This window comes from Sedimentitalea sp. XS_ASV28 (assembly GCF_041224545.1).
Classification (GTDB): Bacteria; Pseudomonadota; Alphaproteobacteria; order Rhodobacterales; family Rhodobacteraceae; genus Sedimentitalea.
The window spans coordinates 24,287-46,074 of sequence record NZ_JBGFGP010000067.1 but is presented as its reverse complement, the minus strand read 5'-3'; the positions used below and the strand labels follow the sequence as shown (position 1 = coordinate 46,074).

The window sequence follows — 21,788 nt, the reverse complement described above, 5'->3', positions numbered from 1 at the left end:
GCCGTCGGCATGCCCGCCTCTTGCTCCTTGATCATCCCGATAATCTGCGCCTCGGTAAAACGGCTCTTTCGCATTCGTCTGCTCCTTCAAGGTTGGGCAGACTCTACATCATGATGAGGGATTTCGCGGGGGGCAGGTCATCCGGCGAAGTAGCTTTTGACCCGGTCCGGCCTGCTTGATCCGTCGCAATGGCATTTCGTGGCCTTCGAGGCAGGTGTAGCTGTCGCGCTCGGGGTCATATTGGAAATGGCTGAGGTCGTACTTGCCTTTGGTCTGATGCTGGCGGTCCAGGACCGGCACGTGGGGAGTGACTTCACGCTTCAGAAGCCAGGCCAGGAACGGACCCGTGCCATATGATCCATCTGCTGCCACCCTGTCCGGGCGGAAGTCATGCCGTTCCTTGCAGCGAGCCAGCATCGCCTTCGCCGCGACGATTTCCTGGCTGAGCCGGGCGGGGGTGGCTTCGACATCCATGATGATGCCGTGATCGGTATCGACCAAATAGTTGGTCTCGTAGCTGAACCGGCCTCGACCATCCTTCAGCGACCAAGCCGCTTCCGGATCGGTTTCCGAGATATACTTGGGCGACTTCCTCTTGGGGCCGGATTGTGCTGCCCCATCGACGTCAGCCAGCTGCGCCAGATAGTCAGCGACCGGGCGCTGCACCTGATCCTTCTGTGACCAGATTTTCTGAACCGCGTCAGGTGCATCCCTGCGATCCCGGTTGGCATCCGCCTCGATGGTACTGCCGTCGATGGCCGCGTCCGTGCCGCCAACAATGCCAAAGCCGATACACTTTTCCACGACATTCTCAAACAAGCGGCGCAGCACGTCGCCGTCAGCGAAACGCCCGTGCCTGTTCTTGGAAAAGGTCGAACGATCCGGCACCCGGCCTTCCAACCCAAGCTTGCAAAACCACCTGTACGCCAGATTGAGATGAACTTCCTCGACCAATCGGCGCTCGGATCGGATGCCGTGAAGATAGCCGATCAACAGCATGCGCAGCATCAGCTCGGGATCGACGGACGGACGGCCTGTGTGGCTGTAGAGTGCTGCCAGTTCCGCGCGGATTGCATCGAAATCCAGCAGCCAATCAATTCGGCGCAAGAGATGATCCTGGGGGACGTGATCCTCGATCCGAAACCGATAGAACAGGTTCTCCTGCATCTCCAGCCGTCCCATCATCGCTTGATCCTCCCCGCCAACATGGCAAGTGAATCAGCCGCTTGAGCCTCGATCAAGACCGGAGTTTTTCACCAGCATCGCTGGTTTCTGACAGTGGTAGAAGACGTTGGGTCTTGGCAAATCTCGCACAGTGTAGAAAGGGCGCAAAGCGAACTGTTTGAGCCGGGCTTCACCTTCGGGAAAGAACTGTTGGTAGAACAACACGCCAAGCAACGAAATATGTAACGAGCACCCAGAAAATAGGTATACCCATCATCGTTGTGGCTGCTAGTGCATCGTCAAGGTTTTCTGAGGAGAAGCGGGCCAAGCCGTCCGTGTCTTGCATCGTGACCGTGTACAGACGGAAGGGTATCGCTGGCAAAACGTCATTTGGAAAAAAGGGCTGATAGGGGTTATCAACATATATGAACCAAGAAGCCAATCTCCAGAAAACGGTACAAACTAAAAGGGTTGCCAATACTATTAGTCGGCCTTTCGTCTCATCGCTCTTTTCGATGAAGACCAACGCAGTGAATGAGAGTAAATACACCTCATAAATCACCTGAAGGTGTTGGAACTGGATGCCATGCTCTTGGCCTACAGGGGCCATGAAGGTCACGAACCCACCGAGAACAATCGCGGTCGATGCCAAACCCAACAGTATCGCACCGATATATTTCTTGATGTGAAAATCTGTGGATGGATGAGCAAAATCCAATGCCATTCCTACGATACCACCAAGTGGCACAGAGAACACTATTATAGGCAGCAACCTGCTCCACAGTGATCCGTATTCCATGGGCTCGAAACCGGGCATATGCATGTGCGTTGCTCCCGCATATCCCAACATACCCCCTACAAATCCAGCAACCAAACCTGCTGCCATTCCATCAATTAAACCTTTGGCAGGTCTAGTAGAAAATGCTCCAGAAACCAGACGTAAGACGATCGTAAGAATTCCAAACGCAAATAACATCCATGTGAGAGAGACAAAGAAAACTCTTACTACATCAGGAATTTTCTCTGTTGGTGCACTACCGATGAATCCGCCAATGACGGCGCTGATCGCTAAAAAGCTGGGACCAACCACGCCAAGTCGCTTAAATCGTTCCCCCAGAATTTTTCTAAGTTCATCTAGCATCAGAGCAGTCAGTCACTTCCAACATCAATATTTGCAAGGGTAGGGGCAATCGAAATAGCTGACAAGCTGAGTGTGTGTCATGGTCTTCTCGCTGCCTCGACGACATAGCTTTACCCAATTCACTTGTTTCGAGCTTTGCTCGTACGATTCGTCTGGGCTTTATTGGCCACCCTTCCAAGACCGGACATTCGCTACGCAGCAGAAACGTGGTAGGTTTGGGCTCAAGCCGATCTTTAGCTCTTATCAGGCAGTTATCGTCGCGCGGCGTGGTTGCGCGACCGGTGTCGGCAGGTTGTCGTCCGTCCTCGGCGGACAGAGCGTCTCCGAGCGGAGGCCGGGGCAGCGGGATATGCCCCGGTGCGGGGCGCGGTCGCTCAGGCCAGTTCGGCCAGACGTGCCAGCGCTTCCTTGATCTTGCCTTCTTCCGCTTCGCGCGCGGCGAGGTTGGCACGGGTTTCGGCAACCACGTCTTCCGGTGCGGAATTGGCAAAGTTCGGGTTGTTGAGGCGCCCGCGCAAGCCGCCCAGTTCCTTGGTCAGTTTGCCAAGCGTCTTTTCCAGACGGGCCTGTTCCTTTGCGATGTCGATGATCCCCGCCAGCGGCAGGCCGAAATTCGCGCCCTCTGCGGCAATCGTCACGGTGCCCTTGGGCAGACTCTCGGCTTCGCTCAGCTCTTCGATCCGCGCCAACCGCTTGATCAGCGCCTCGTTGCGCGCCCACGCGGCGCGGCCCTGTGCGTCGATCTCGGTGACCAGCATCGGCACGTAGAGACCGGCGGGCACGTGCATCTGCGCCCGGGCCGAGCGAACACTCTCGATCAGCGCGATCACCCAGTTCATTTCGTGATCCGCCGCCGCGTCCACCAGATCAGTGTCATAGGTCGGCCAGTCCGTCACCATGAGCATGCCATCGCGGTTGCCCGAGGTGCCCCACAGTTCTTCGGTGATGAACGGCATGATCGGATGCAACAGGATCAGGCATTGGTCGAGCACCCATTTCATCGTGGCGCGGGTTTCCTCGCGGGCCGGGTTATCTTCCTGCAAGAGCGGTTTGGAGAATTCCACATACCAGTCACAGACCTTGCCCCAGACAAAACCGTATAGCGCACCCGCGGCATCATTGAAGCGATAGTTCTCCAGCGCCTCGTCCACCTCGACACGCACCTTTGCGGTCTCGCCGACAATCCACTTGTTGAGCGCCTGTTCAGGCCGGGGCAGGCCATCGGTCGATACCTCGAAAACGCCGTTCATTTCGGCAAAGCGCATCGCGTTCCAGAGCTTGGTGCCAAAGTTGCGATAGCCCTTGATCCGTTCCATATCGAGCTTGAGCACGCCGCCGAGTGCAGCCATGGCCGCCGACGAGAACCGCAGCGCATCGGCGCCATATTCGTCGATCACGCCAAGGGGATCGACAACGTTGCCGACGGATTTGCTCATCTTCTTGCCCTTGGCGTCACGCACGAGGCCATGCAGATAGACGGTATCGAACGGGATCTGCCCGACGACGGAGAGTTGCATCATCATCATCCGCGCCACCCAGAAGAACAGGATGTCGGTGCCGGTGATCAGGTCGCTGGTCGGAAAATACCGCGCCAGTTCCGGCGTATCCTCGGGCCAGCCCAGCGTTCCGATCGGCCAGAGCCCCGACGAGAACCAGGTGTCGAGCACATCGGGATCGCGCCAGACCGGATAGACCAGTTTCGTCGGATCCTGATCCAGCCCGTATTGTGCCAGACTCTCGGCCAGCATGTGAATGGCCGCGTTCTTGTCGGCCACTTCGACGATGGCGGCATGATTGATCGGCACCGGCGTGTCGGCGATTTCGTCGCGAAAGGCGTCCTGCACCGTTTCAAAAGAGGGCGCGCAATGCATCACCGCACCGGCATGCAGCATGCCGCCGTCGATCAGCAGCCGGTGCAGTTCCACGAGATCGAGTGTGCCGTCGTTCTCGTCGTCGCGAAATCCGGGTGCGGACAGATCCAGACCGTACCAGACCGGGATCTGGTGCCCCCACCAAAGCTGTCGGCTGATGCACCACGGCTCGATGTTTTCGAGCCAGTGGAAATAGACCTTTTCCTCGCGTTCGGGCACGATCCTGACGTCGCCATTGCGCACCGCGTCCAGAGCGGGGCCGACGATCCTGTCGGTGTCCACGAACCACTGGTCTGTCAGCATCGGTTCGATGACAACCTTCGATCGGTCGCCAAAGGGCTGCATGATCGGTTTGTTCTCGACCAGCGGCTCGGCCACGGTGACGGCCTCGCCGCTTTCGGGGTCGGTTCTGGTGACATCGTGCATCACCGCCAGCCCTTCGGCAGTGATGTCGGCCACGACGCGCTTGCGCGCCTCGAACCGGTCCAGCCCGCGATATTCATCGGGAACCAGGTTCATCGCCGCGATGGTGGCCTCGTCGAAATCCTGATTGCCATCGGCGATGGCCTGCGCGACCGCGGCCTCTTCGGCATAGGGCTTGCCGTCGGTGCGCATGGTGCCGCGCGTGTCCATCAGGCTGTACATCGGGATGTTGCCGCGCTTGGCGACCTGATAGTCGTTGAAGTCGTGCGCCCCGGTGATCTTGACCGCACCCGAGCCGAAATCGGGATCGGGATAATCGTCGGCGATGATCGGAATTAGGCGCCGGTGCTCTTTTGGGCCGACCGGGATTTCACATAGTTTTCCGACGATTGGGGCGTAACGTTCATCCGATGGATGCACCGCAACCGCGCCGTCGCCCAACATGGTCTCGGGCCGGGTGGTTGCAATCGAGATATAGTCGCGCTCTTCCTTGAGCACGATATTCCCGTCCTCGTCCTTTTCCACATAGGTATAGGTCGCGCCGCCCGCGAGCGGATATTTGAAGTGCCACATGTGGCCGGCGACCTCGATATTCTCGACCTCGAGATCGGAAATCGCGGTTTCGAAATGTGGATCCCAGTTGACCAGCCGCTTGCCGCGATAGATCAGGCCCTTTTCGTACATGTCGACAAAGACCTTGATCACCGCATCATGGAAATTGCCCTCTTCACCCTCCGGTGCGCCGGGCGCGCCGGACATGGTAAAGGCATTTCGCGACCAGTCGAGCGAGGCGCCAAGGCGCTTGAGTTGTCCGATGATGGTGCCGCCGGATTTCTGCTTCTGTTCCCAGACCTTGGCAATGAAATCAGCGCGCGCAAAATCGGTGCGGCGCTTGCCGTCCTTGGCAAGTTCGCGTTCCACGACCATCTGAGTGGCGATGCCCGCATGATCCTGTCCCGGCTGCCATAGCGTATCGAAACCGCGCATCCGATGCCAGCGCACCAGAATGTCCTGAAGCGTATTGTTGAAGGCGTGGCCCATGTGCAGGCTGCCGGTGACGTTGGGGGGCGGGATCATCACGCAGTAGGTTTCGGCGCGCGAGGCGTTTGCGCCGGCCTTGAAACAGCCCGCGTCTTCCCACGCCTGATACAGGCGGTCTTCGGCTTCTGCCGCGTCGAAAGTCTTGTTCATCGCCATAACGCTGATCCCTTTTCCGTCGCGCTTCATCTAGCGAAACCGGGGGGCAAGGGGAAGGCGCGACATCAGCTTTTCTTGGCGGGCGTGGTCGATGCCGGTCGGCCCGGACGGTTTTTGCGGCCCTGTGCTGCATTCGGGCGGTCGCGCGGCTGGACATTGCGCGCGCTGGATCTAGTCTCCGGTCGCAGCGAAAGAGGACATCCCAATGGACAAGTTCGGCAAAAGCCAATCGGTGACACGGATCGAGGACAAGCGGTTCCTGACCGGCTCGGGACACTATATCGCCGATGGTGACACGGCATCGGCGTTGCACTGTTACGTGCTGCGCAGCGAGGTCGCGCACGGGCGTATCACGGCGCTGGACATCGGCGACGCGCAGCAGGCCGCGGGGGTGCATCTCGTGGTGACGGCCTCGGATTTGACCGCGGCGGGAGGAACGAACCGGATCGAGGCCAATCTTGTCCAGAACCGCGACGGCACGATGGGTGCGGCGCCTGCGCGGCCCATTCTGGCCTCTGACCGCGTGCGATTTGTCGGGGAACCGATCGTCGCCGTGATTGCCGAAACACTGCACGCTGCGCGTGACGCGGCGGAAATGATCGTGGTCGAGATAGATGAATTGCCGGTCAAGCTGGATGTGCGCGCCGGAGGCGAGACACTGCATCCCGAGGCACCGGACAATCGTGCCTTTGACTGGGGAACAGGCGACGGGGATGCCACCGACGCAGCGTTTGAGGCGGCGGCGCGCGTGGTCCGGCTGGAGGTCGAAGACAATCGGATCATCACCAATTCCATGGAGCCGCGCGGGTGCCGTGCCGATTGGGATGGTGCGCGACTGCACTTTGCATTCAGCGGGCAGGGGGTTTGGGCGATGAAGGACCGGCTCGCCACCATGCTGGGATTGCAGCCCGATGCGGTTCACGTGACCATCCCGGACGTGGGAGGCGGATTTGGCATGAAGGTGATGCCCTATCCGGAATACGGGATTGTGGCACATGCGGCGCGAACGCTCGGGCGGCCGGTGAGCTGGATGGGCGAGCGCACGGAATCGATGCTGAGTGACAATGCCGGGCGCGACCTGACAACGCTGGCGGAACTGGCCTTTGACGGCGATGGCAGGATCACCGCCTATCGCGTTCACTCGCGGATCAATCTTGGCGCCTATAACGGGATGATGGGCCAGCCGATCCAGACCGAACTGTTTTCCCGTGTCCTGATGGGGTGTTACGATGTTCAGACCGTTTGGATGCGCGCCGAGGGGTTCTATACCAACACGACGCAGGTTGACGCCTATCGCGGTGCCGGTCGCCCCGAGGCGATCTATGTTCTGGAACGGGCGATGGACCGCGCGGCGCGCGAACTGGGCATTGACCCGTGGGAGCTGCGCCGACGCAACTTCATCCCCGCCGACCGGTTCCCCTATCTGAGCGCGACTGGCGAAACCTATGATGTCGGTGACTTTCACAAGGTGCTGGCGCGGGCCGCCCAAACTGCCGATCATGCAGGTTTTGCGGCGCGGCGCGATGCCGATGCGGCGCGGGGGCTGCTGCGCGGGCAGGGGCTCTGTTACTATATCGAAAGTATTCTGGGCGATCCTTCCGAAGGCGCGCGTATCGTGTTCGAGGAGGACGGCACTGTCAGTATCCATGTCGGCACCCAGAGCAACGGACAGGGGCATGAGACCGTCTATGCGCGGTTTCTGGCCGATCAGACCGGCATCCCGGTGGCCAGCATCCGTGTCGTGCAGGGCGACTCCGACATCATCCCCCAGGGCGGCGGCACCGGCGGTTCGCGCTCGGTCACGACGCAGGCCAACGCGATGCTTGCGACGGTGGCACAGATGATGTCGGCCCTGATGCCCTACCTTGCCGACAAGCTGGGCGTGGACCTGGCCGATCTGAGCTTTGATGACGAGACCTTTCGCGCGGCGGGGTCGAACATGACACCATCACTGCTCGAAGTGGCGGAGATGGCGCGCGCCGATGGCCGTGCGGATCTGCTCGATCACGCCGCCCGCGCGACGCTGCCTGCGCGCAGCTTTCCCAACGGTGCGCATGTGGCCGAGGTGGTCGTGGACCCCGAAACCGGTGTCGTGCGGGTCGACCGCTATACTGTGGTTGATGATTTCGGTAATCTGATCAATCCGTTGCTGGCCGAAGGTCAGGTGCATGGCGGTGTGGTGCAGGGGCTGGGGCAGGCGCTTTGCGAACATGTTGTCCATGATGCGGAGGGGCAACTGCTCACGGCAAGTTTCATGGATTATGCCTTGCCCCGCGCCGGCGACGTGCCGATGATCGGATTCACCTCGGAACCCGTTCCGTCCACCGCCAACCCGATGGGCATGAAGGGCTGTGGCGAGGCGGGAACCGTCGGGTCGATGGCCGCTGTCGCCAATGCGGTCCAGGATGCGCTGTGGGTGCGCGGGGTGCGGCAGGCGGACATGCCGTTTACACCGATGAGAGTTTGGAGCCTGTTGCAGAATGAACCTGTCGCGGCTGAGAAATAAACTACTCGGATGGCTCGGGCGGCCACTGCGCTCCGAGCATTCCGCCGAGGTCAAGCCGCGCGGGCGGCTCACCCATGTGATCATCCTCGACGGCACGCTTTCATCGCTTGAACCCGGTTATGAAACCCATGCGGGCATGACCTACCGTCTGTGCCGCGAGATGGGCTCGCAGGTCTCGGTGTTTTATGAGGCAGGGGTGCAATGGAACGGCTGGCGTGGGACGGTGGACGTCATGCTCGGGCGCGGCATCAACCGCCAGATCCGTCGTGCCTATGGCTATCTCGCCTCGCGCTATCGCCCCGGCGACCGGATTTTCCTGTTCGGCTATTCCCGCGGGGCGTTTGCGGTACGCTCGCTCGCCGGGGTGATCGACATGGTCGGCCTGTTGCGCGCGCAGCACGCCACGGTGCGCAATATCCGGAACGCCTATCGGCATTATCAATACTATCCGCTGACGCAGCAGGCGGGCCGGTTCAAGGAAACGTTCTGTCATCCGGATGTGCCGATCGAGATGATCGGGGTCTGGGACACGGTCAAGGCGCTGGGGTTCAAGCTGCCTTTGCTCTGGCGCAGTTCGGAGGATCAGCACGCCTTTCACAATCACCAACTGGGCAAAAGCATTCGAAACGGGTTCCAGGCGCTTGCGCTCGACGAGACCCGGCGCGCCTATTCGCCCGAACTCTGGTACAGCGCGCCCGACTTTCCCGGCCATGTCGAACAGGTCTGGTTCCGGGGCACCCATGGTGACATCGGCGGTCATCTGAACGGTTATGAACCCGCGCGTCCCCTGGCCAATATCTCGCTGGTGTGGATGCTTGAACATGCGCAGGAATGTGGATTGCCGCTGCCGGCCTCCTGGCGGGCAAGATTCCACACTGATCCGGATGCGCCGTCGCAGGGAACCTGGCATGGCTGGGGCAAGATCTTCCTGCTGCGCCGCGCGCGTGTCGTGGGCCGCGACCCGTCAGAGAGCATCCACCCTTCTGTCCGCCCCGAGGTTCTGACGCGGGCGGCTGTGATCATGCCCCGATTGCGGTCGGGCGGGGCAGAATAGTCTTTCGGTTCAGCGGTCGCTCATCTTCATGATGATGCAGGTGGTCGACCCGGTGGCGTAAAGTTTGCCATCGTCCACGCCCCGGATCTCGCCATGCGCGACACCGGTCGAGCGGCCGGCATGATCGATTTCGCCGGTGCATTCTATTGCCATGCCCAGGGGAATCGCGCGTGTGATGTTTATCTTGTACTCCAGCGTCGTATAGACCGACCCTTTTGGCACCGTGGTCATGACCGCGCAGGCCATTGCGCTGTCCAGCAGCGTTCCATACCACCCGCCATGCACCGTACCCATCGGGTTGGTGGCATTGAATTCAGGCGTGCCGCGAAAGATCACGCGACCGGGTTCGACGCTGTGCAGCACGTACCCAAGGGTGCTGGCAATAGGCGGGCCGGTAACGGTGCCTGCAAGCATGCCTTGCATGAATTCGAGTCCGGACATGGACACCACGTCGGCCATGCTTGGCAGGTCTGAAAAATCGTCGGCGAGTTTCATGTCGATCCCTGCGCTGCTGTTTCCGGAACGGTAACAACAGAACCGGGTTCGACAAGCGTTACGCTACGTTCTGAAGTTGCACCTTGGGCGTCACGCCAAGCGCGTGGCAGACATCGCGGGTCAGTTCCGGACGGTTCAGTGTGTAGAAATGCAGCTTGTCCACGCCACCGTCGATCAGGTTGCTGCAAAGCTCGGTGCAGAGCGCCGTCGCCAACAGGTCTTCGCGTCCGTCACGCAATGCCTTGTCGAACGCATCCTCGACCCAGGACGGAATGGTTGCGCCACAGCGGCGGGCGAAGTTGCGCGCGCCTTTCCAGTTCTCGATGGGCAGGATGCCGGGGATGATCGGGGCGTCTATCCCTGCGGCGGCGCAGGCATCGCGAAAGCGGAAGAATGTCTCGGCTTCGAAAAAGAACTGGGTCAGCGCCTCACCGGCACCGGCGTCGATCTTGGCCTTGAGCCAATCGATATCGGCTTTGAAATCGGCGGCCTCGGGGTGCTTGTCCGGATAGGCCCCGACGCGGATGTTGAATTTCCCGGTTTCCGCCAGCGCCTCGATCAGTTCGACCGAATTGGCAAACCCCTCCGGATGCGGGACAAAGGCACCGCTGCCCTTGGGCGGGTCGCCGCGCAGCGCCACGATATCGGTGACACCGGCCTCGGCGAAATCGTCGGCGATAGCCAGTGTCTCGGCCCTGGTGGCGTTGACGCAGGTCAGGTGCGCCGCGACGTTCAGCCCCGAGGATTTGTGCAGGGTCGCGACCGCATCGCGGGTCAGATCGCGCGTGGTGCCGCCGGCGCCATAGGTGACCGAAACAAAGCGCGGGCCGAGCGGCGCGAGCGACTGTATGGTGTCCCAGAGCCGGAACGATCCTTCAAGGTTCTGGGGCGGGAAGAATTCAAACGAAACTGCGGGAACGGTCATGACTGCATCCTCTGATTTCGTCCCTTGTGGCACGTGGCGCTTTGTGAGACAATTTCATAATTCTCAAGAACAACATGAGCCAAACATGAGATTGATTATCGCTATCCTGCTGCCCTTCCTGGTCTTCTTTACCATTGGACGGCCGTTTCAGGGAATTCTGTGCCTTCTCTTGCAGATCACTCTGATCGGTTGGATTCCCGCGGCAATCTGGGCGGTCTATGCGTTGAGCCAATACAACACCGACAAGAAGATTTCGGCGATGCACAAAGACGGGCGATAGACGCCCATGCATCTGGAATTCCGGCATCTTCGCACCATCAAGGCGATTCACGAATGCGGCGGGCTCGCGCGTGCGGCGGATCAGCTGAACATTACCCAAAGCGCGCTGAGCCACCAGATCAAGGGGCTGGAGGATCAGGCGGGGGTCGAACTGTTTATCCGGCGTTCGAAACCGATGACCCTGTCGGCGGCGGGGTTCCGTTTGCTGCGACTGGCCGAGCAGGTTTTGCCACAGGTCGAGGCCACGCTGTCCGAATTCTCGAACCTGCGCGCGGGCAAGACCGGGCGCATGCATATCGCCATCGAATGTCATGCCTGTTTCGAGTGGCTGTTCCCGGTTCTCGAAGCATTCCGCAAGAACTGGCATGACGTGGATGTGGATATCCGTCCCGGTCTGGCCTTTGACGCGCTGCCCGCGCTGCAAAAAGAGGATGTCGATCTGGTCGTGTCCTCGGATCCCGAAGACCTGCCGGGCGTGACATTCGTGGAACTCTTTGATTACCAGGCGGTTTTCGTCGCTTCGGCCGAACATCCCCTGGCCGCGAAACCCTGGGTCGAGGCGGCCGATTTCCGGGGCGAGACGCTGATTACCTATCCGGTCGACCGGGCGCGGCTGGACGTGTTCAGCCAGTTGCTGATCCCCGAGCGGGTCGAACCGGCGGCAATCCGGCAGGTCGAACTGACCGCGGTGATCCTGTTGCTGGTCGCGTCCAATCGCGGGGTGTCGGTGCTGCCTGACTGGGTGGTGCGCGAGGTCAAGTATTCGTCTGATTACGTGACCCGGCCCCTGACCGAGCAGGGTGTGACCCGCCGGCTTTACGCGGCGGTGCGCAGCGAGGATATGGACAAGCCGTTCATGCGCGAGCTGATCGACCTCGCGCGCGTGGAGGCGCGCAAGTTGCAGGCGCTCTGATCGGACAGATCTATTTCCTTCGTTTGGCCCGCAGGGTCGGATCGGCCTCGGTCGGGTCTTCGGGCCAGGGATGTTTCGGATATTGCGCGCGCATGTCCTTGCGCACATCGGCATAGGAACCTGACCAGAATCCGGGCAGGTCACGGGTGATCTGGATCGGTCGTTGCGCGGGCGACAACAGCGTGATCTTGAGCGGCACCCCGGCGCTTGCCGGGTGCTCGGTGACGCCGAACAGTTCTTGCAGGCGGACCTCGATTTCGGGGTCCTCGCCGGAATAGTCGATGGGCACCTTGCGACCCAGCGGCGTTTTGAAATGGCCGGGGGCATGTGTGTCGATGAGTTGTGTCTGTTGCCAGTCCAGCGCGGCGCGCAAGGCCGGGAGCAGGTCGAACCGTTTCCAGTCATCGGCGCTGCGCGTGCCGCCGAGCATCGGCAACAGCCAGTCGTCGATGCGTTGCAGCAGTGCGGGCTCGGAGAAATCCGGCAGATCGGCCCCCGTGGCGCGCACCAGCTCGACACGCGCGGCGAGCCGGGCAGCGGCGCCCGACAGCGTCAGACCCAGATCGCGCACGCCGTCCAGCATGGCCCTGGCGACAAGATCATCGGGCGCGCCCTTCCAGTGACGATCTTGCAGGATCAACGCGCCAAGGCATTCCTGTTGTCTCGTGACGACGCGGCGGTCGCGGCGTGACCATTCGCAGAGATTGCGCCAGCCGATCCGATCGGCGAAAAGGTCGCGAATCTCACCTTCGCTGATCGGCGCCGCCAGCCTGATCCGGGCCTCGCGCGGGTTGCCGTCGGTGTCGATCGCCACGAGATAGGGCGCATTCGCCAGCGGATCGCCGTCATTCAGAATGGCGCCCTTGCCGCCGGACAGAACATAGCGCGGCGCATCGCCCTTGCGCCTTTGTCCGATCCGGTCGGGATAGGCGAGCGCGACCATCATTGCAGGTGACATGGCGGCGCGACCGGGAGAAGCGACCTTATTCAGGCGCGCGGTTTCCGTTCGGATCCGGGTGAGAGCGCCAGAGTTGACAGGGTAGGGGCGCGTTTGTGCGAACCCCTTGGGATCGCGCATCGCGGCGAGCCGCAGGGCAAGATCAACCGGAGCGTTTCGCAGCGGGTCGCGCTCGGCCAGCAATGCGGCGAGCGGGGCGGCCTCGGGCCCGCTGACGGTCAGCATATGCGCGAGCCGGGGATGCAGCGGCAATCTGGCCAGCGCCAGACCGTGTTCGGTTATCCGGCCAGCGTGGTCCAGCGCCCCCAACAGCGACAGAAGCGCGCGTGCCTCGGCCAGCGCAGCCTCGGGCGGCGGGGTGAGAAATGGCAGATCCGCTTCATCCGCGCCCCATTGCGCCAGTTCCAGCGCCAGACCGGTCAGGTCCGCGGCCTCGATCTCGGCGGGTGGAAAGGCGTGTAGCGCGCCCTGTTCGCCCCGCGTCCACAGGCGATAGCAGACGCCCTCGGCAACCCGCCCGGCGCGGCCCGCGCGTTGCGTGGCTTCGGCGCGGGTGACGCGTTCCGTCACCAGCCGCGACATGCCCGAGCCGGGATCGAACCGCGCGCGCCGTGATTGTCCGGCATCCACGACCACGCGAATGTCCGCAATGGTCAGCGACGTTTCGGCAATCGAGGTGGCAAGCACCACCTTGCGCCCCGTGTCCTCCGGCGCGACGGCGGCGCGTTGCCGGGTAAATGGCATGGCGCCAAAGAGCGGGCGGATCACGCAATCCGCAGGCAACCGCGCCGCGAGAGCGGCAGCGGCCTTGCGGATTTCACCTTCGCCCGGCAGGAACACCAGCAGGCCACCGCCCGTCTCGCGGGTTTCGGCCTCGGCCTGCACCACCAGATCGACCAGCGCCGCATCACGGCGCGCGCCCGAAGCCAACGGACGGTCGAGCCAGCGGGTTTCGACCGGAAAACTGCGGCCTTCGGATGTGACCATCGGCGCCTGCATGAGACGGGCCACCGGGTCGGCATCGAGCGTCGCCGACATGACCAGCAGCCTCAGATCCTCGCGCAGCGCTTCCGCCACCTCAAGGCAGAGTGCCAGCCCGAGATCGGCATTCAGCGAGCGTTCGTGGAATTCGTCGAAGATCACCATGCCAATGCCCGGCAGGTCCGGGGCGGATTGCAACATCCGTGTGAGGATACCTTCGGTGACCACTTCGATACGGGTGTTGCCAGAAACCCTGGCCTCGCCCCGCATCCGGTAGCCAACCGTCTGACCAACCGGCTCGCCCAAGGTGTCTGCCATGCGTTCGGCGGCGGCCCGCGCGGCAAGGCGGCGCGGTTCCAGCAGGATCAGCCGCCGGTCCGCCGCACCAAGACCGGCCTCGATCAGGGCGAGGGGGACGCGGGTGGTTTTGCCCGCGCCGGGCGGGGCCTGCAACACTGCGCGGCCACGGCTGCGCATCGCCGCGACCAGTTCGGGCAGCGCGTCGTCGATGGGCAGGGGGGCGGGGCGGTTCATGGCCGTCTTATCGCCAAACCCCGGCGCGGCGTCCAGCGGTGCTCTGGACAATACCCCACATGGCGCGGCATGTATCGGAAGGGCAGTTGCGGAGCAGGCATGGACATTACTGATCTGGGCAATCGAATTCTTGCCGGAGAGCGCCGGGCGCTGGCGCGTGGCATCACGCTGGTCGAGAGCCATCGTGCCGATCACCGGGCGCAGGCGACCGACCTGCTGGAATGGCTGGGCCGGCACGGACGACAAGCCTTGCGCATCGGGCTTTCGGGTACGCCGGGGGTGGGCAAATCGACCTTTATCGAGAGTTTCGGCATGATGCTCATCGGGCAGGGCTTGCGGGTTGCGGTGCTGGCCGTCGATCCCAGTTCGACCCGTTCCGGCGGCTCGATCCTGGGCGACAAGACCCGCATGGACCGGCTGAGCCGGGAAGCGGCGGCCTTTATTCGCCCGTCACCCAGCCAGACCCATCTGGGCGGCGTGGCGCGGCGTTCGCGCGAGGCGGTGTCGCTGTGCGAGGCGGCGGGATTCGACGTGGTGCTGATCGAGACCGTCGGGGTGGGACAATCGGAAACCGTGGTGTCCGAGATGAGCGACCTGTTCCTGCTGCTGCTGGCACCGGCGGGCGGCGACGAATTGCAGGGGGTCAAGCGGGGCATCATGGAGATGGCCGACCTGATCCTTGTGAACAAGGCGGATGGCGATCTGAAACCGGCGGCGACCCGGACCTGTTCGGATTACGCCGGCGCGCTGCGGCTGCTGCGCAAGCGGGTGCAGGACCCGGAAGGCTTTCCCAAGGCGATGATGGTCTCGGCGATGGAGGAAAGCGGGCTGCGCGAAGCCTGGGGCGAAATGCAGAGCCTCGTTGGCTGGCGCAAGGAGAACGGCCATTGGAATGGCCGTCGCGCGGCGCAATCGCGGTACTGGTTCAACGAGGATGTGCGCCAGGCCCTGCTGGCGCAGTTGCAGGAAGATGCGGTGCGCAGCGAAATGCAACGGCTGGGTGACCTGGTCGCGAAGGGCGAGATGACACCCTCGGCGGCGGCGCGCGAGGTCCTGCAAGAGCACCTGTCGCGCTGAGCCGATTCGCCGTTTTGGTGCCGGACTGCTGCGGGCCGGCGCATCAACGGCCTGTCGCACCGCAATTTTTCACGTGACGCGGCAAACCGGGCCGAGTTTCAGCGCATGGGCGGCTTGACGGGGCAGGGCTTTGCAACTATCAGCACCGAACAGATTTCGGGCGCGGCAAGTGCAGCGCCCTTTTGCATTGTGATACGGCGTGGCCGTATCGGACACTAGACGAGGTACCTGACATGTCGCGCCGTTGCGAACTGACCGGAAAAGGCCCGATGACTGGCAACAATGTCAGCCACGCCAAGAACAGAACCCGCCGCCGGTTTCTGCCGAACCTGAATGATGTGACGTTGCAGTCCGAAACCCTGGGCCGTGGCGTCAAGCTGCGGATTTCGGCATCGGCGCTGCGCAGCGTTGATCATCGTGGCGGGCTGGATGCGTTTCTTGCCAAGGCCAAGGACGACGAACTGTCGGCCAACGCTTTGAAGATCAAGAAAGAGATTGCCAAGGCGGCCGCTTCGGCCTGAGCCTGATCCCAACGCGGATTTGACTTACAGCCTCGCGGTTTCGCGGGGCTGTTTGCGCTTGCGCTGCGCGCTTTGCGGTGCCTATACCGGGCGCGCCATGCGGCCCGTTTCAATGAAACATATCAGTGCTGCGCTTGTCGCGCTTGTGGTCCTGACCGGTCAGGCCATCGCCATGGCGCGTGGTGCGCCGGGACCGGCCGGACAGATCGAACTCTGTACCGGCAACGGTCCGGTCATGGTCTACGTGGACGACAGCGGCGCGCCGGTCGGGCCACCGCAACTGTGTCCGGATTTCGCGCTTTCGCTGCTTTTCGACGTTCCGGAGCCGCAATCATTGGAGCGGCATGTCGCGCATCCGCGCCGCCTTGCGCCGGTCCGGGCCGATCTGCAAAACGAGTCGGTGCCGCGGCGCATGATACGCACGCGGGCTCCTCCCCGGGCGAGCTGATCTTCACAAACGATATCAGACTTGTTTCACGAAAGAGGAATGGCACCATGTCCATCAAACAGAACCTGCTGGCCGCTGCGGCCCTGCTGACACTTGCCGGGACCGCCTGGGCTGGCGACGACACCGCGAAAATAAGCGTCACCGACCCCTACGCGCGCAGCTCGACCGCGAATTCCGCTTCGGGCGCGGCCTTCATGGTGCTGAACAACGGCAGCGATCAGGATGACCGGTTGATCGCTGCTGCATCCGACATTGCCGAGCGTGTGGAACTGCACACCCATGTGGAAGATACCAATGGCGTGATGAAGATGCGTGAGGTCGAAGACGGTTTCCCGGTTGCCGCAGGCGACTCGCACGAACTCCGGCGGGGCGGCGACCATGTGATGTTTCTCGGGCTGAAGGAACCGCTGGAGAATGGTGACATCATCCCGCTGACCCTGACATTCGAAAGGGCCGGGGAGGTGGTGATCGAGGTGCCGGTGGATCTCGAGCGCAAACCCGCTGGCGGCGGTATGTCGCATGGCAGCAAGGGCAACTGACCCGCGAGCACGCGAACGGAAAGCCGGGCGGCAATGGTGAGCGGTCTATAGCGTTTCGCGATAAACCTGAATCATCTAACGCTGCCTGAAATCAAAGATTTCAACGCGTTAGCTGATGCGAGATGTTTCAAGTCAATCGCGAAACGCTCTATCCGTCCGCAGCCGGTTCGTCGCCGATTAGATCGGCCACCCAATCCACGACGACGCGGGTGGCCGGGCCGAGCCGGCTTTCGGCAAAGCCAAAGCTGACATCCGAGGCTTCTAGGGTCATTTCGAGCGTATGCGCGCCGGCTGCGCTGGCCTCCTGCACGAACCCGGCGGCCGGATAGACCTGTCCGGAGGTCCCGATGGCGGCGAACAGGTCCGCGCCTGCAAGGTGATCCATGATCCGGTCCATGTGGTACGGCATCTCGCCAAACCAGACCACGTCGGGCCGGGTCGAGGCGCCACCGCAGCGCGGGCACAGGTCGTCCGGGCTCATCGTGTCGGGAGCGGGCCAGCGATGACCACAGGCCGCACAGAGCGCCCCCGCCAGTGTGCCGTGCATATGGATGACATCGCGTGCACCGCCTGCTTCGTGCAAGGCATCCACGTTCTGGGTCACGATCACAACGTCGTTGCGCCACCCGGCTTGTAACCGGGCCAGCGCGCGATGGGCGGCGTTGGGCGGGGCGGAGGCGGCCTGCTGGCGGCGGGCGTTGTAGAAGTCGTGTACCAATGACGGGTTGCGGGCAAAGCCCTCGGGCGTCGCCACATCTTCGATTGAGTGACGCGCCCACAACCCGTCCGCGTCGCGAAAGGTGCCGAGCCCGCTTTCGGCGGAAATGCCCGCGCCGGTCAGAATCACGATCTTTCCCATGTTGTCTCCTTTGCCTATCACTGTGGCCAAAGGAGATCGCCATGACCACCCGTGTTCTGTTCGTCTGCCTCGGGAATATCTGTCGCTCGCCCGCTGCCGAAGCGGTGTTCCGTGCACTTCGCCCCGACCTGGCCACCGACAGCGCGGGAACAGCCGGCTATCACATGGGCGAACCACCCTATGGCCCGATGCAGGACGCCGCGCGCAAACGCGGGATCGCGATGGATGACCTGCGCGCGAGACAGTTCACGGCGAAGGATTTTTCCCGGTTCGACCTGATCCTGGCGATGGATGCGGATAACCTGCGCGATATCGAGGCGCTGCGCCCGCAGGATGCGGCCACACCGGTACATTTGCTGACCGACTATGGATCGACGGCCAACGCCGTGCCGGACCCGTATTACACACGCGATTTCGATGGGGCGCTGGATATCATCGAGGCCGCGGCGCAGGGATTGGCAGAGGCGCTGAATTAACCCAGCCGAAAACTGGCGGGTTCTGTTGGCGTCTCATCGATGATGCGCAGGCTGTCGCCAAGCCACGGCAACCGCCCCAGGGCCGGGGTGATCATCTGGGTCTGAACCAGCCGCCGGACCGTATCGGCCACGTCGCGCGGCACCCGGTCGGCCCAGTCCGCCCCGGCAAAGAGCGAAATCGTGCGCGCAAAAGAGCCGAAGGGCAGGGCAAAGGCATCAATGTCGTCATGGAACCGTTGGGCGCGCATGTAGCCCAGCGGGGTCGTGATGGCCCAGCCGATGCGCCGCGCGACCATGGCCACCAGCGCAAGGTGGCTGCCGATCTCGAAGCGATGCTCGAAACTCAGTTGATGGTGTGCGAGATGGGTCTCGATCTGTTGCGCAATCAGTTGCTCGCCGGCATAGCGCAGCAGCGGCAGGTCTTGCGCCGCGATCTCTTCGATGGAGGTGACCGCATCCTTTGGCGCGATCAGGATGAATGGATCACGGACGAGCGGATATTCAATGACGTTGTCCGGCGTGGGACCGGCGCTGGCGGTGACGGCGATGTGATAGCGCCCGTCCTGCACCGCCGCGCACAATTCCAGGCTTGGAGCGGTAATCAGCTTGAACCGGCAACCCACGAGGCTGTCGGCCAGGATCGTCGCAAGGCGCGGCGTCAGGTCGTTGTCGAAATCGTCGATCAAGCCCACCGACAACGTGTCGAGATGCCCCAGATCCATCACTGTCAATTCGCTTTGCGCCAGCCTGAGCTGCGTCAATGCCGCCTCGGCACGAGCCAGGAAACTGCGCCCAGCAGGGGTTAGTTGCATCGGTCGTCGCGTGTGATCGACCAGATCGGTGCCGAGCGCGGTCTCGAGATTGCGCATCTGCTGGCTCACCGAGGGCTGGCTCAGCCCGGTCCGCGCGGCCGCCTGTGCGACCGTACCGGTCGCGGCAAGCGCCTCGAACACTTCGAGACCGCGCAGGGTGACGCCTTTGGTCAGCATGGACAGGGCTCCAACAGTTTTACCTTTTGTGAAACTGCGGAAACGTACGGTCAAGCGTGGAAACGCGCCGTCCGATCAACTGCAGGATCTGCGGGCGAGATCGCCAAAAGCGCGGTAGTTCTTCCAGAATGTCTCGTCGCTGCGCCGGTCCGACTGGCGGATTTCCTGCGCCATGTTCGGATCCTTGAAGAGCTTGGCTGCCCGTCTGCGTTCGGAACGCGAGAGAGTGTGATTGGCAACGGCCTGGATGCAGCCACAGAGCCGCGGCGTGGCGCTGTTGCGCCCGGATGTGCGGCACGCCCGTTCGATGGCCCCGTTGGCGGCGAACACCGGTTCCGGGGCTGCCCATGTCAGCGTTCCTGCGCATAAAAGTACTGCAATCGCGTGTTTCATATCCTGCCTTCTCCGCCTTGCGGGGTCTGGTGCCCCTTGTCCGACTTTGCGGCGCAGTATGACTGAACAGGACGACACGATCAATCGCGTCGTCGCTCGCCCATGTCCGGATCACGCGAAGACGAAATCGCCGAGGCTCAGTTCATAGTCGAATATCTGCCCGTCAGCCGATTTCACAACGATCACTTCGCCCATCACCCTGACTCTGACGTCATTGCCGGCCTGCCTGATCGAAAGGTCGGAGAACTCCAGATCGCGGCCAAATTCGGTCAGGTCGATCCGGTCGAGATTATCCTCGTAATCCCAGATCACATCGCGGTTGCCGTCTTTCCAGAACGCGAAAACATCCGCGCCGGTGCCGCCGGTCATCTGGTCGAAACCTGCGCCATCGGTGAGCACGTCGATACCATCGCCGCCCTTCAGGATGTCATTCCCGCTTGCTCCGAACAGCCGGTCATTGCCGGTGCCGCCATTCACAAGATCATCGCCCGTTCCTCCGTTGATATAATCGTTGCCTGCCATTCCGTACAGAATGTCGTTTCCGAAGTCGCCAAACAGGAAATCGTTCCCGTTGCCCCCCAGCAGCTTGTCCCGTCTGGCGCCACCAAACAGGTTGTCGTCGCCATCGCCGCCGACAAGCTTGTCGCGCCCGTTGCCGCCCTCGATCAGATCGTCACCATCCAATCCCCGCAGAACGTCATTCCCGCCGCGCCCGTATATCTGGTCGTCTTCCGCTGTGCCCTTTCGCCTGTTGGCGCCATTGTTGCCGTTTATGCTGTCGTCCACGGCCACGTAACGGAGCGAACGGATTTCGTCGGTGGCGTTGGACGAGACGAACAGATATTGGCTCCCGTTGATGTCCCGCGCCTCGAGGTCGGCATTGTTGCCCATCGCGGTCGCCGGTCGGAAATCGTCAACCTGGATCAATGCGCCCCCGTCCGAGATCCGGAACACACCGATACCGGTGCCGGAGGCGGCCGCGACATAGGCGTCGCCGTTTTCCTCGAACACTTCGAGCGCGCCCGAGTATCGCCAGCTGTCGCCCGTGTCGGGCGTTTCTTGCTCGACCAGTTGCAAACGCCCGCTCGGCAAGATTTCGTAAACCAGTATGGTTCCGCGGGTGACTTCAGACACGATGACAAACGACCGATTGCCGATCTCGACCGTTTCAAGATCCGTGGTGATCCGGTTGTAGATCGCGGTGTCGCTTGTCGGGAGTTCGAAAACCGGCCTCATGACGCCTGTCTTGAACAGGCGAAGGACCTGCAACGGCGCAACATCGTATTGGCCAAACGCGATGACAAATGCCTTTCCGTCAACCGTGACCACGTCGTTCTTTTCGAAATCGTAGACAAAGGGCTGCGAACTGGCGAGTGGTTTGAGCGTACCGTTGGCTCGGATCTGAAAGGTTTCGAAACTGCCGCCGTCGCCTGTGCCGTTGCGGGCATCATCGGAAGAGACGAGAATATCCCGCCCCCCGACATTGATGATCTTGGGGTCCGACCCGAGCGAGCTTGTGGAGCCATAGCCCTGGGGTGCGCCGGATATCGGTCGGTATTGCAGCACGTCGGGTGTGCCGGTGTCGTCGATCTTGAGAACCAGCAGCCCGCTTTCATTGTGATCCCGGTTATCCACCAACTGCCGCGCCCGACCGCTGAGATATACAAAGGTCTCGCCATTCTTCTCGATACTGGCGATGGTAGTGGACCCGAAAGCCCAGCCCTCGAGTCTTTCGTAGTTCACTCCGAACGCATCGACGAAATCGAGCGCCCCGTTGGAGCCGATCGTGGCGACGCCAAAGCCGTCGCCCTCGGAGGCCATCACCAGAAAATCCTGGCCGGCAACGTTGACGGAATCGATCCGTCCCGCCCTGAAATAGCCGGTTCCGTAAGGGTGGGTGTATGTCATGTCGCGCACACGCTGCAGCGTGTCGATTTCAATTACGGGCATTTTCAAATCCTGAACAAAATATCTCTGGCCGAAGGCTAGAAAACCACCATTCTTGCTGTCAACGACAAAAGCCGCCCAAATCATTGTCCCGCTTG

At 62.0% G+C, this 21,788-nt stretch carries 19 protein-coding genes; 9 read left to right on the top strand and 10 right to left on the bottom strand.

Features of this window, described 5'->3' with window-relative positions; all coding sequences use genetic code 11:
- Positions 1-108 precede the first annotated feature (108 nt).
- The 3 genes from AB9K34_RS02985 to AB9K34_RS02975 all read right to left on the bottom strand — a co-directional run bounded on the left by AB9K34_RS02985 (position 109) and on the right by AB9K34_RS02975 (position 5,796).
- Positions 109-1,185: an IS1182 family transposase gene (locus AB9K34_RS02985; RefSeq protein WP_369952962.1), complete on the bottom strand. Its 1,077-nt coding sequence runs from the start codon at positions 1,183-1,185 to the stop codon at positions 109-111.
- A 169-nt stretch (positions 1,186-1,354) separates the two neighbouring features.
- Positions 1,355-2,305 carry a hypothetical protein gene (locus AB9K34_RS02980; protein WP_369952961.1) on the bottom strand — a complete coding sequence of 317 codons (951 nt, stop codon included), beginning with the start codon at positions 2,303-2,305 and terminating at the stop codon, positions 1,355-1,357.
- A gap of 374 nt (positions 2,306-2,679) precedes the next feature.
- Positions 2,680-5,796: a valine--tRNA ligase gene (locus tag AB9K34_RS02975; RefSeq protein WP_369952963.1), complete on the bottom strand. Its 3,117-nt coding sequence runs from the start codon at positions 5,794-5,796 to the stop codon at positions 2,680-2,682.
- Between the two features lie 205 nt (positions 5,797-6,001).
- Here AB9K34_RS02975 and AB9K34_RS02970 point away from each other — a divergent pair, with 205 nt between their 5' ends.
- Positions 6,002-8,302 (top strand): xanthine dehydrogenase family protein molybdopterin-binding subunit, encoded by a 2,301-nt coding sequence (locus tag AB9K34_RS02970; protein WP_369952960.1) that lies wholly within the window; start codon positions 6,002-6,004, stop codon positions 8,300-8,302.
- The gene (locus AB9K34_RS02965; protein ID WP_369952959.1) at positions 8,277-9,356 is read left to right on the top strand and encodes a DUF2235 domain-containing protein; all 1,080 of its coding nucleotides are present in this window, start codon (positions 8,277-8,279) and stop codon (positions 9,354-9,356) included. The genes AB9K34_RS02970 and AB9K34_RS02965 overlap by 26 nt, the downstream gene beginning before the upstream one ends.
- Before the next feature lie 9 nt (positions 9,357-9,365).
- On the opposite strand, the gene AB9K34_RS02960 is transcribed toward AB9K34_RS02965, so the two are convergent.
- Both AB9K34_RS02960 and metF read right to left on the bottom strand, forming a co-directional pair.
- A complete protein-coding gene (locus AB9K34_RS02960; protein WP_369952958.1) occupies positions 9,366-9,851 on the bottom strand; it encodes a PaaI family thioesterase in 486 nt (161 codons plus the stop codon).
- A 58-nt stretch (positions 9,852-9,909) separates the two neighbouring features.
- On the bottom strand, positions 9,910-10,776 hold the full coding sequence (metF, locus tag AB9K34_RS02955; RefSeq protein WP_369952957.1) for a methylenetetrahydrofolate reductase [NAD(P)H]: 867 nt from the start codon (positions 10,774-10,776) through the stop codon (positions 9,910-9,912).
- A gap of 85 nt (positions 10,777-10,861) precedes the next feature.
- Between metF and AB9K34_RS02950 the strand changes: the two genes are divergently transcribed.
- A complete protein-coding gene (locus tag AB9K34_RS02950) occupies positions 10,862-11,056 on the top strand; it encodes a YqaE/Pmp3 family membrane protein (protein ID WP_369952956.1) in 195 nt (64 codons plus the stop codon).
- A 6-nt stretch (positions 11,057-11,062) separates the two neighbouring features.
- The gene (locus AB9K34_RS02945) at positions 11,063-11,968 is read left to right on the top strand and encodes a LysR family transcriptional regulator (protein ID WP_369952955.1); all 906 of its coding nucleotides are present in this window, start codon (positions 11,063-11,065) and stop codon (positions 11,966-11,968) included.
- Between the two features lie 10 nt (positions 11,969-11,978).
- On the opposite strand, the gene hrpB is transcribed toward AB9K34_RS02945, so the two are convergent.
- Positions 11,979-14,441 (bottom strand): ATP-dependent helicase HrpB, encoded by a 2,463-nt coding sequence (hrpB, locus tag AB9K34_RS02940; RefSeq protein WP_369952954.1) that lies wholly within the window; start codon positions 14,439-14,441, stop codon positions 11,979-11,981.
- A 99-nt stretch (positions 14,442-14,540) separates the two neighbouring features.
- Between hrpB and meaB the strand changes: the two genes are divergently transcribed.
- The 4 genes from meaB (at position 14,541) to AB9K34_RS02920 (ending at position 17,026) form a co-directional block, all read left to right on the top strand.
- Positions 14,541-15,518, top strand: a complete 978-nt coding sequence (gene meaB / locus AB9K34_RS02935) for a methylmalonyl Co-A mutase-associated GTPase MeaB (protein WP_369952953.1) — start codon at positions 14,541-14,543, stop codon at positions 15,516-15,518.
- 233 nt (positions 15,519-15,751) lie between these two features.
- Positions 15,752-16,039, top strand: a complete 288-nt coding sequence (rpmB, locus tag AB9K34_RS02930; protein ID WP_369952952.1) for a 50S ribosomal protein L28 — start codon at positions 15,752-15,754, stop codon at positions 16,037-16,039.
- 112 nt (positions 16,040-16,151) lie between these two features.
- A complete protein-coding gene (locus tag AB9K34_RS02925) occupies positions 16,152-16,487 on the top strand; it encodes a hypothetical protein (RefSeq protein ID WP_369952951.1) in 336 nt (111 codons plus the stop codon).
- 47 nt (positions 16,488-16,534) lie between these two features.
- Entirely contained in the window at positions 16,535-17,026 is a 492-nt protein-coding gene (locus tag AB9K34_RS02920) for a copper chaperone PCu(A)C (protein WP_369952950.1), read from the top strand.
- Between the two features lie 148 nt (positions 17,027-17,174).
- Here AB9K34_RS02920 and AB9K34_RS02915 read toward each other — a convergent pair whose 3' ends face one another.
- Positions 17,175-17,885 (bottom strand): NAD-dependent deacylase, encoded by a 711-nt coding sequence (locus AB9K34_RS02915; protein WP_369952949.1) that lies wholly within the window; start codon positions 17,883-17,885, stop codon positions 17,175-17,177.
- A gap of 41 nt (positions 17,886-17,926) precedes the next feature.
- Here AB9K34_RS02915 and AB9K34_RS02910 point away from each other — a divergent pair, with 41 nt between their 5' ends.
- Positions 17,927-18,361, top strand: coding sequence for a low molecular weight protein-tyrosine-phosphatase (locus AB9K34_RS02910; protein ID WP_369952948.1), 435 nt, complete (start codon positions 17,927-17,929; stop codon positions 18,359-18,361).
- On the opposite strand, the gene AB9K34_RS02905 is transcribed toward AB9K34_RS02910, so the two are convergent.
- The 3 genes from AB9K34_RS02905 to AB9K34_RS02895 all read right to left on the bottom strand — a co-directional run bounded on the left by AB9K34_RS02905 (position 18,358) and on the right by AB9K34_RS02895 (position 21,693).
- Positions 18,358-19,350, bottom strand: a complete 993-nt coding sequence (locus AB9K34_RS02905; protein WP_369952947.1) for a LysR family transcriptional regulator — start codon at positions 19,348-19,350, stop codon at positions 18,358-18,360. The two genes, AB9K34_RS02910 and AB9K34_RS02905, sit on opposite strands and share 4 nt — an antisense overlap.
- 75 nt (positions 19,351-19,425) lie before the next feature.
- The gene (locus AB9K34_RS02900; RefSeq protein ID WP_369952946.1) at positions 19,426-19,743 is read right to left on the bottom strand and encodes a hypothetical protein; all 318 of its coding nucleotides are present in this window, start codon (positions 19,741-19,743) and stop codon (positions 19,426-19,428) included.
- A 111-nt stretch (positions 19,744-19,854) separates the two neighbouring features.
- Entirely contained in the window at positions 19,855-21,693 is a 1,839-nt protein-coding gene (locus AB9K34_RS02895; RefSeq protein ID WP_369952945.1) for a calcium-binding protein, read from the bottom strand.
- Positions 21,694-21,788 lie beyond the last annotated feature (95 nt).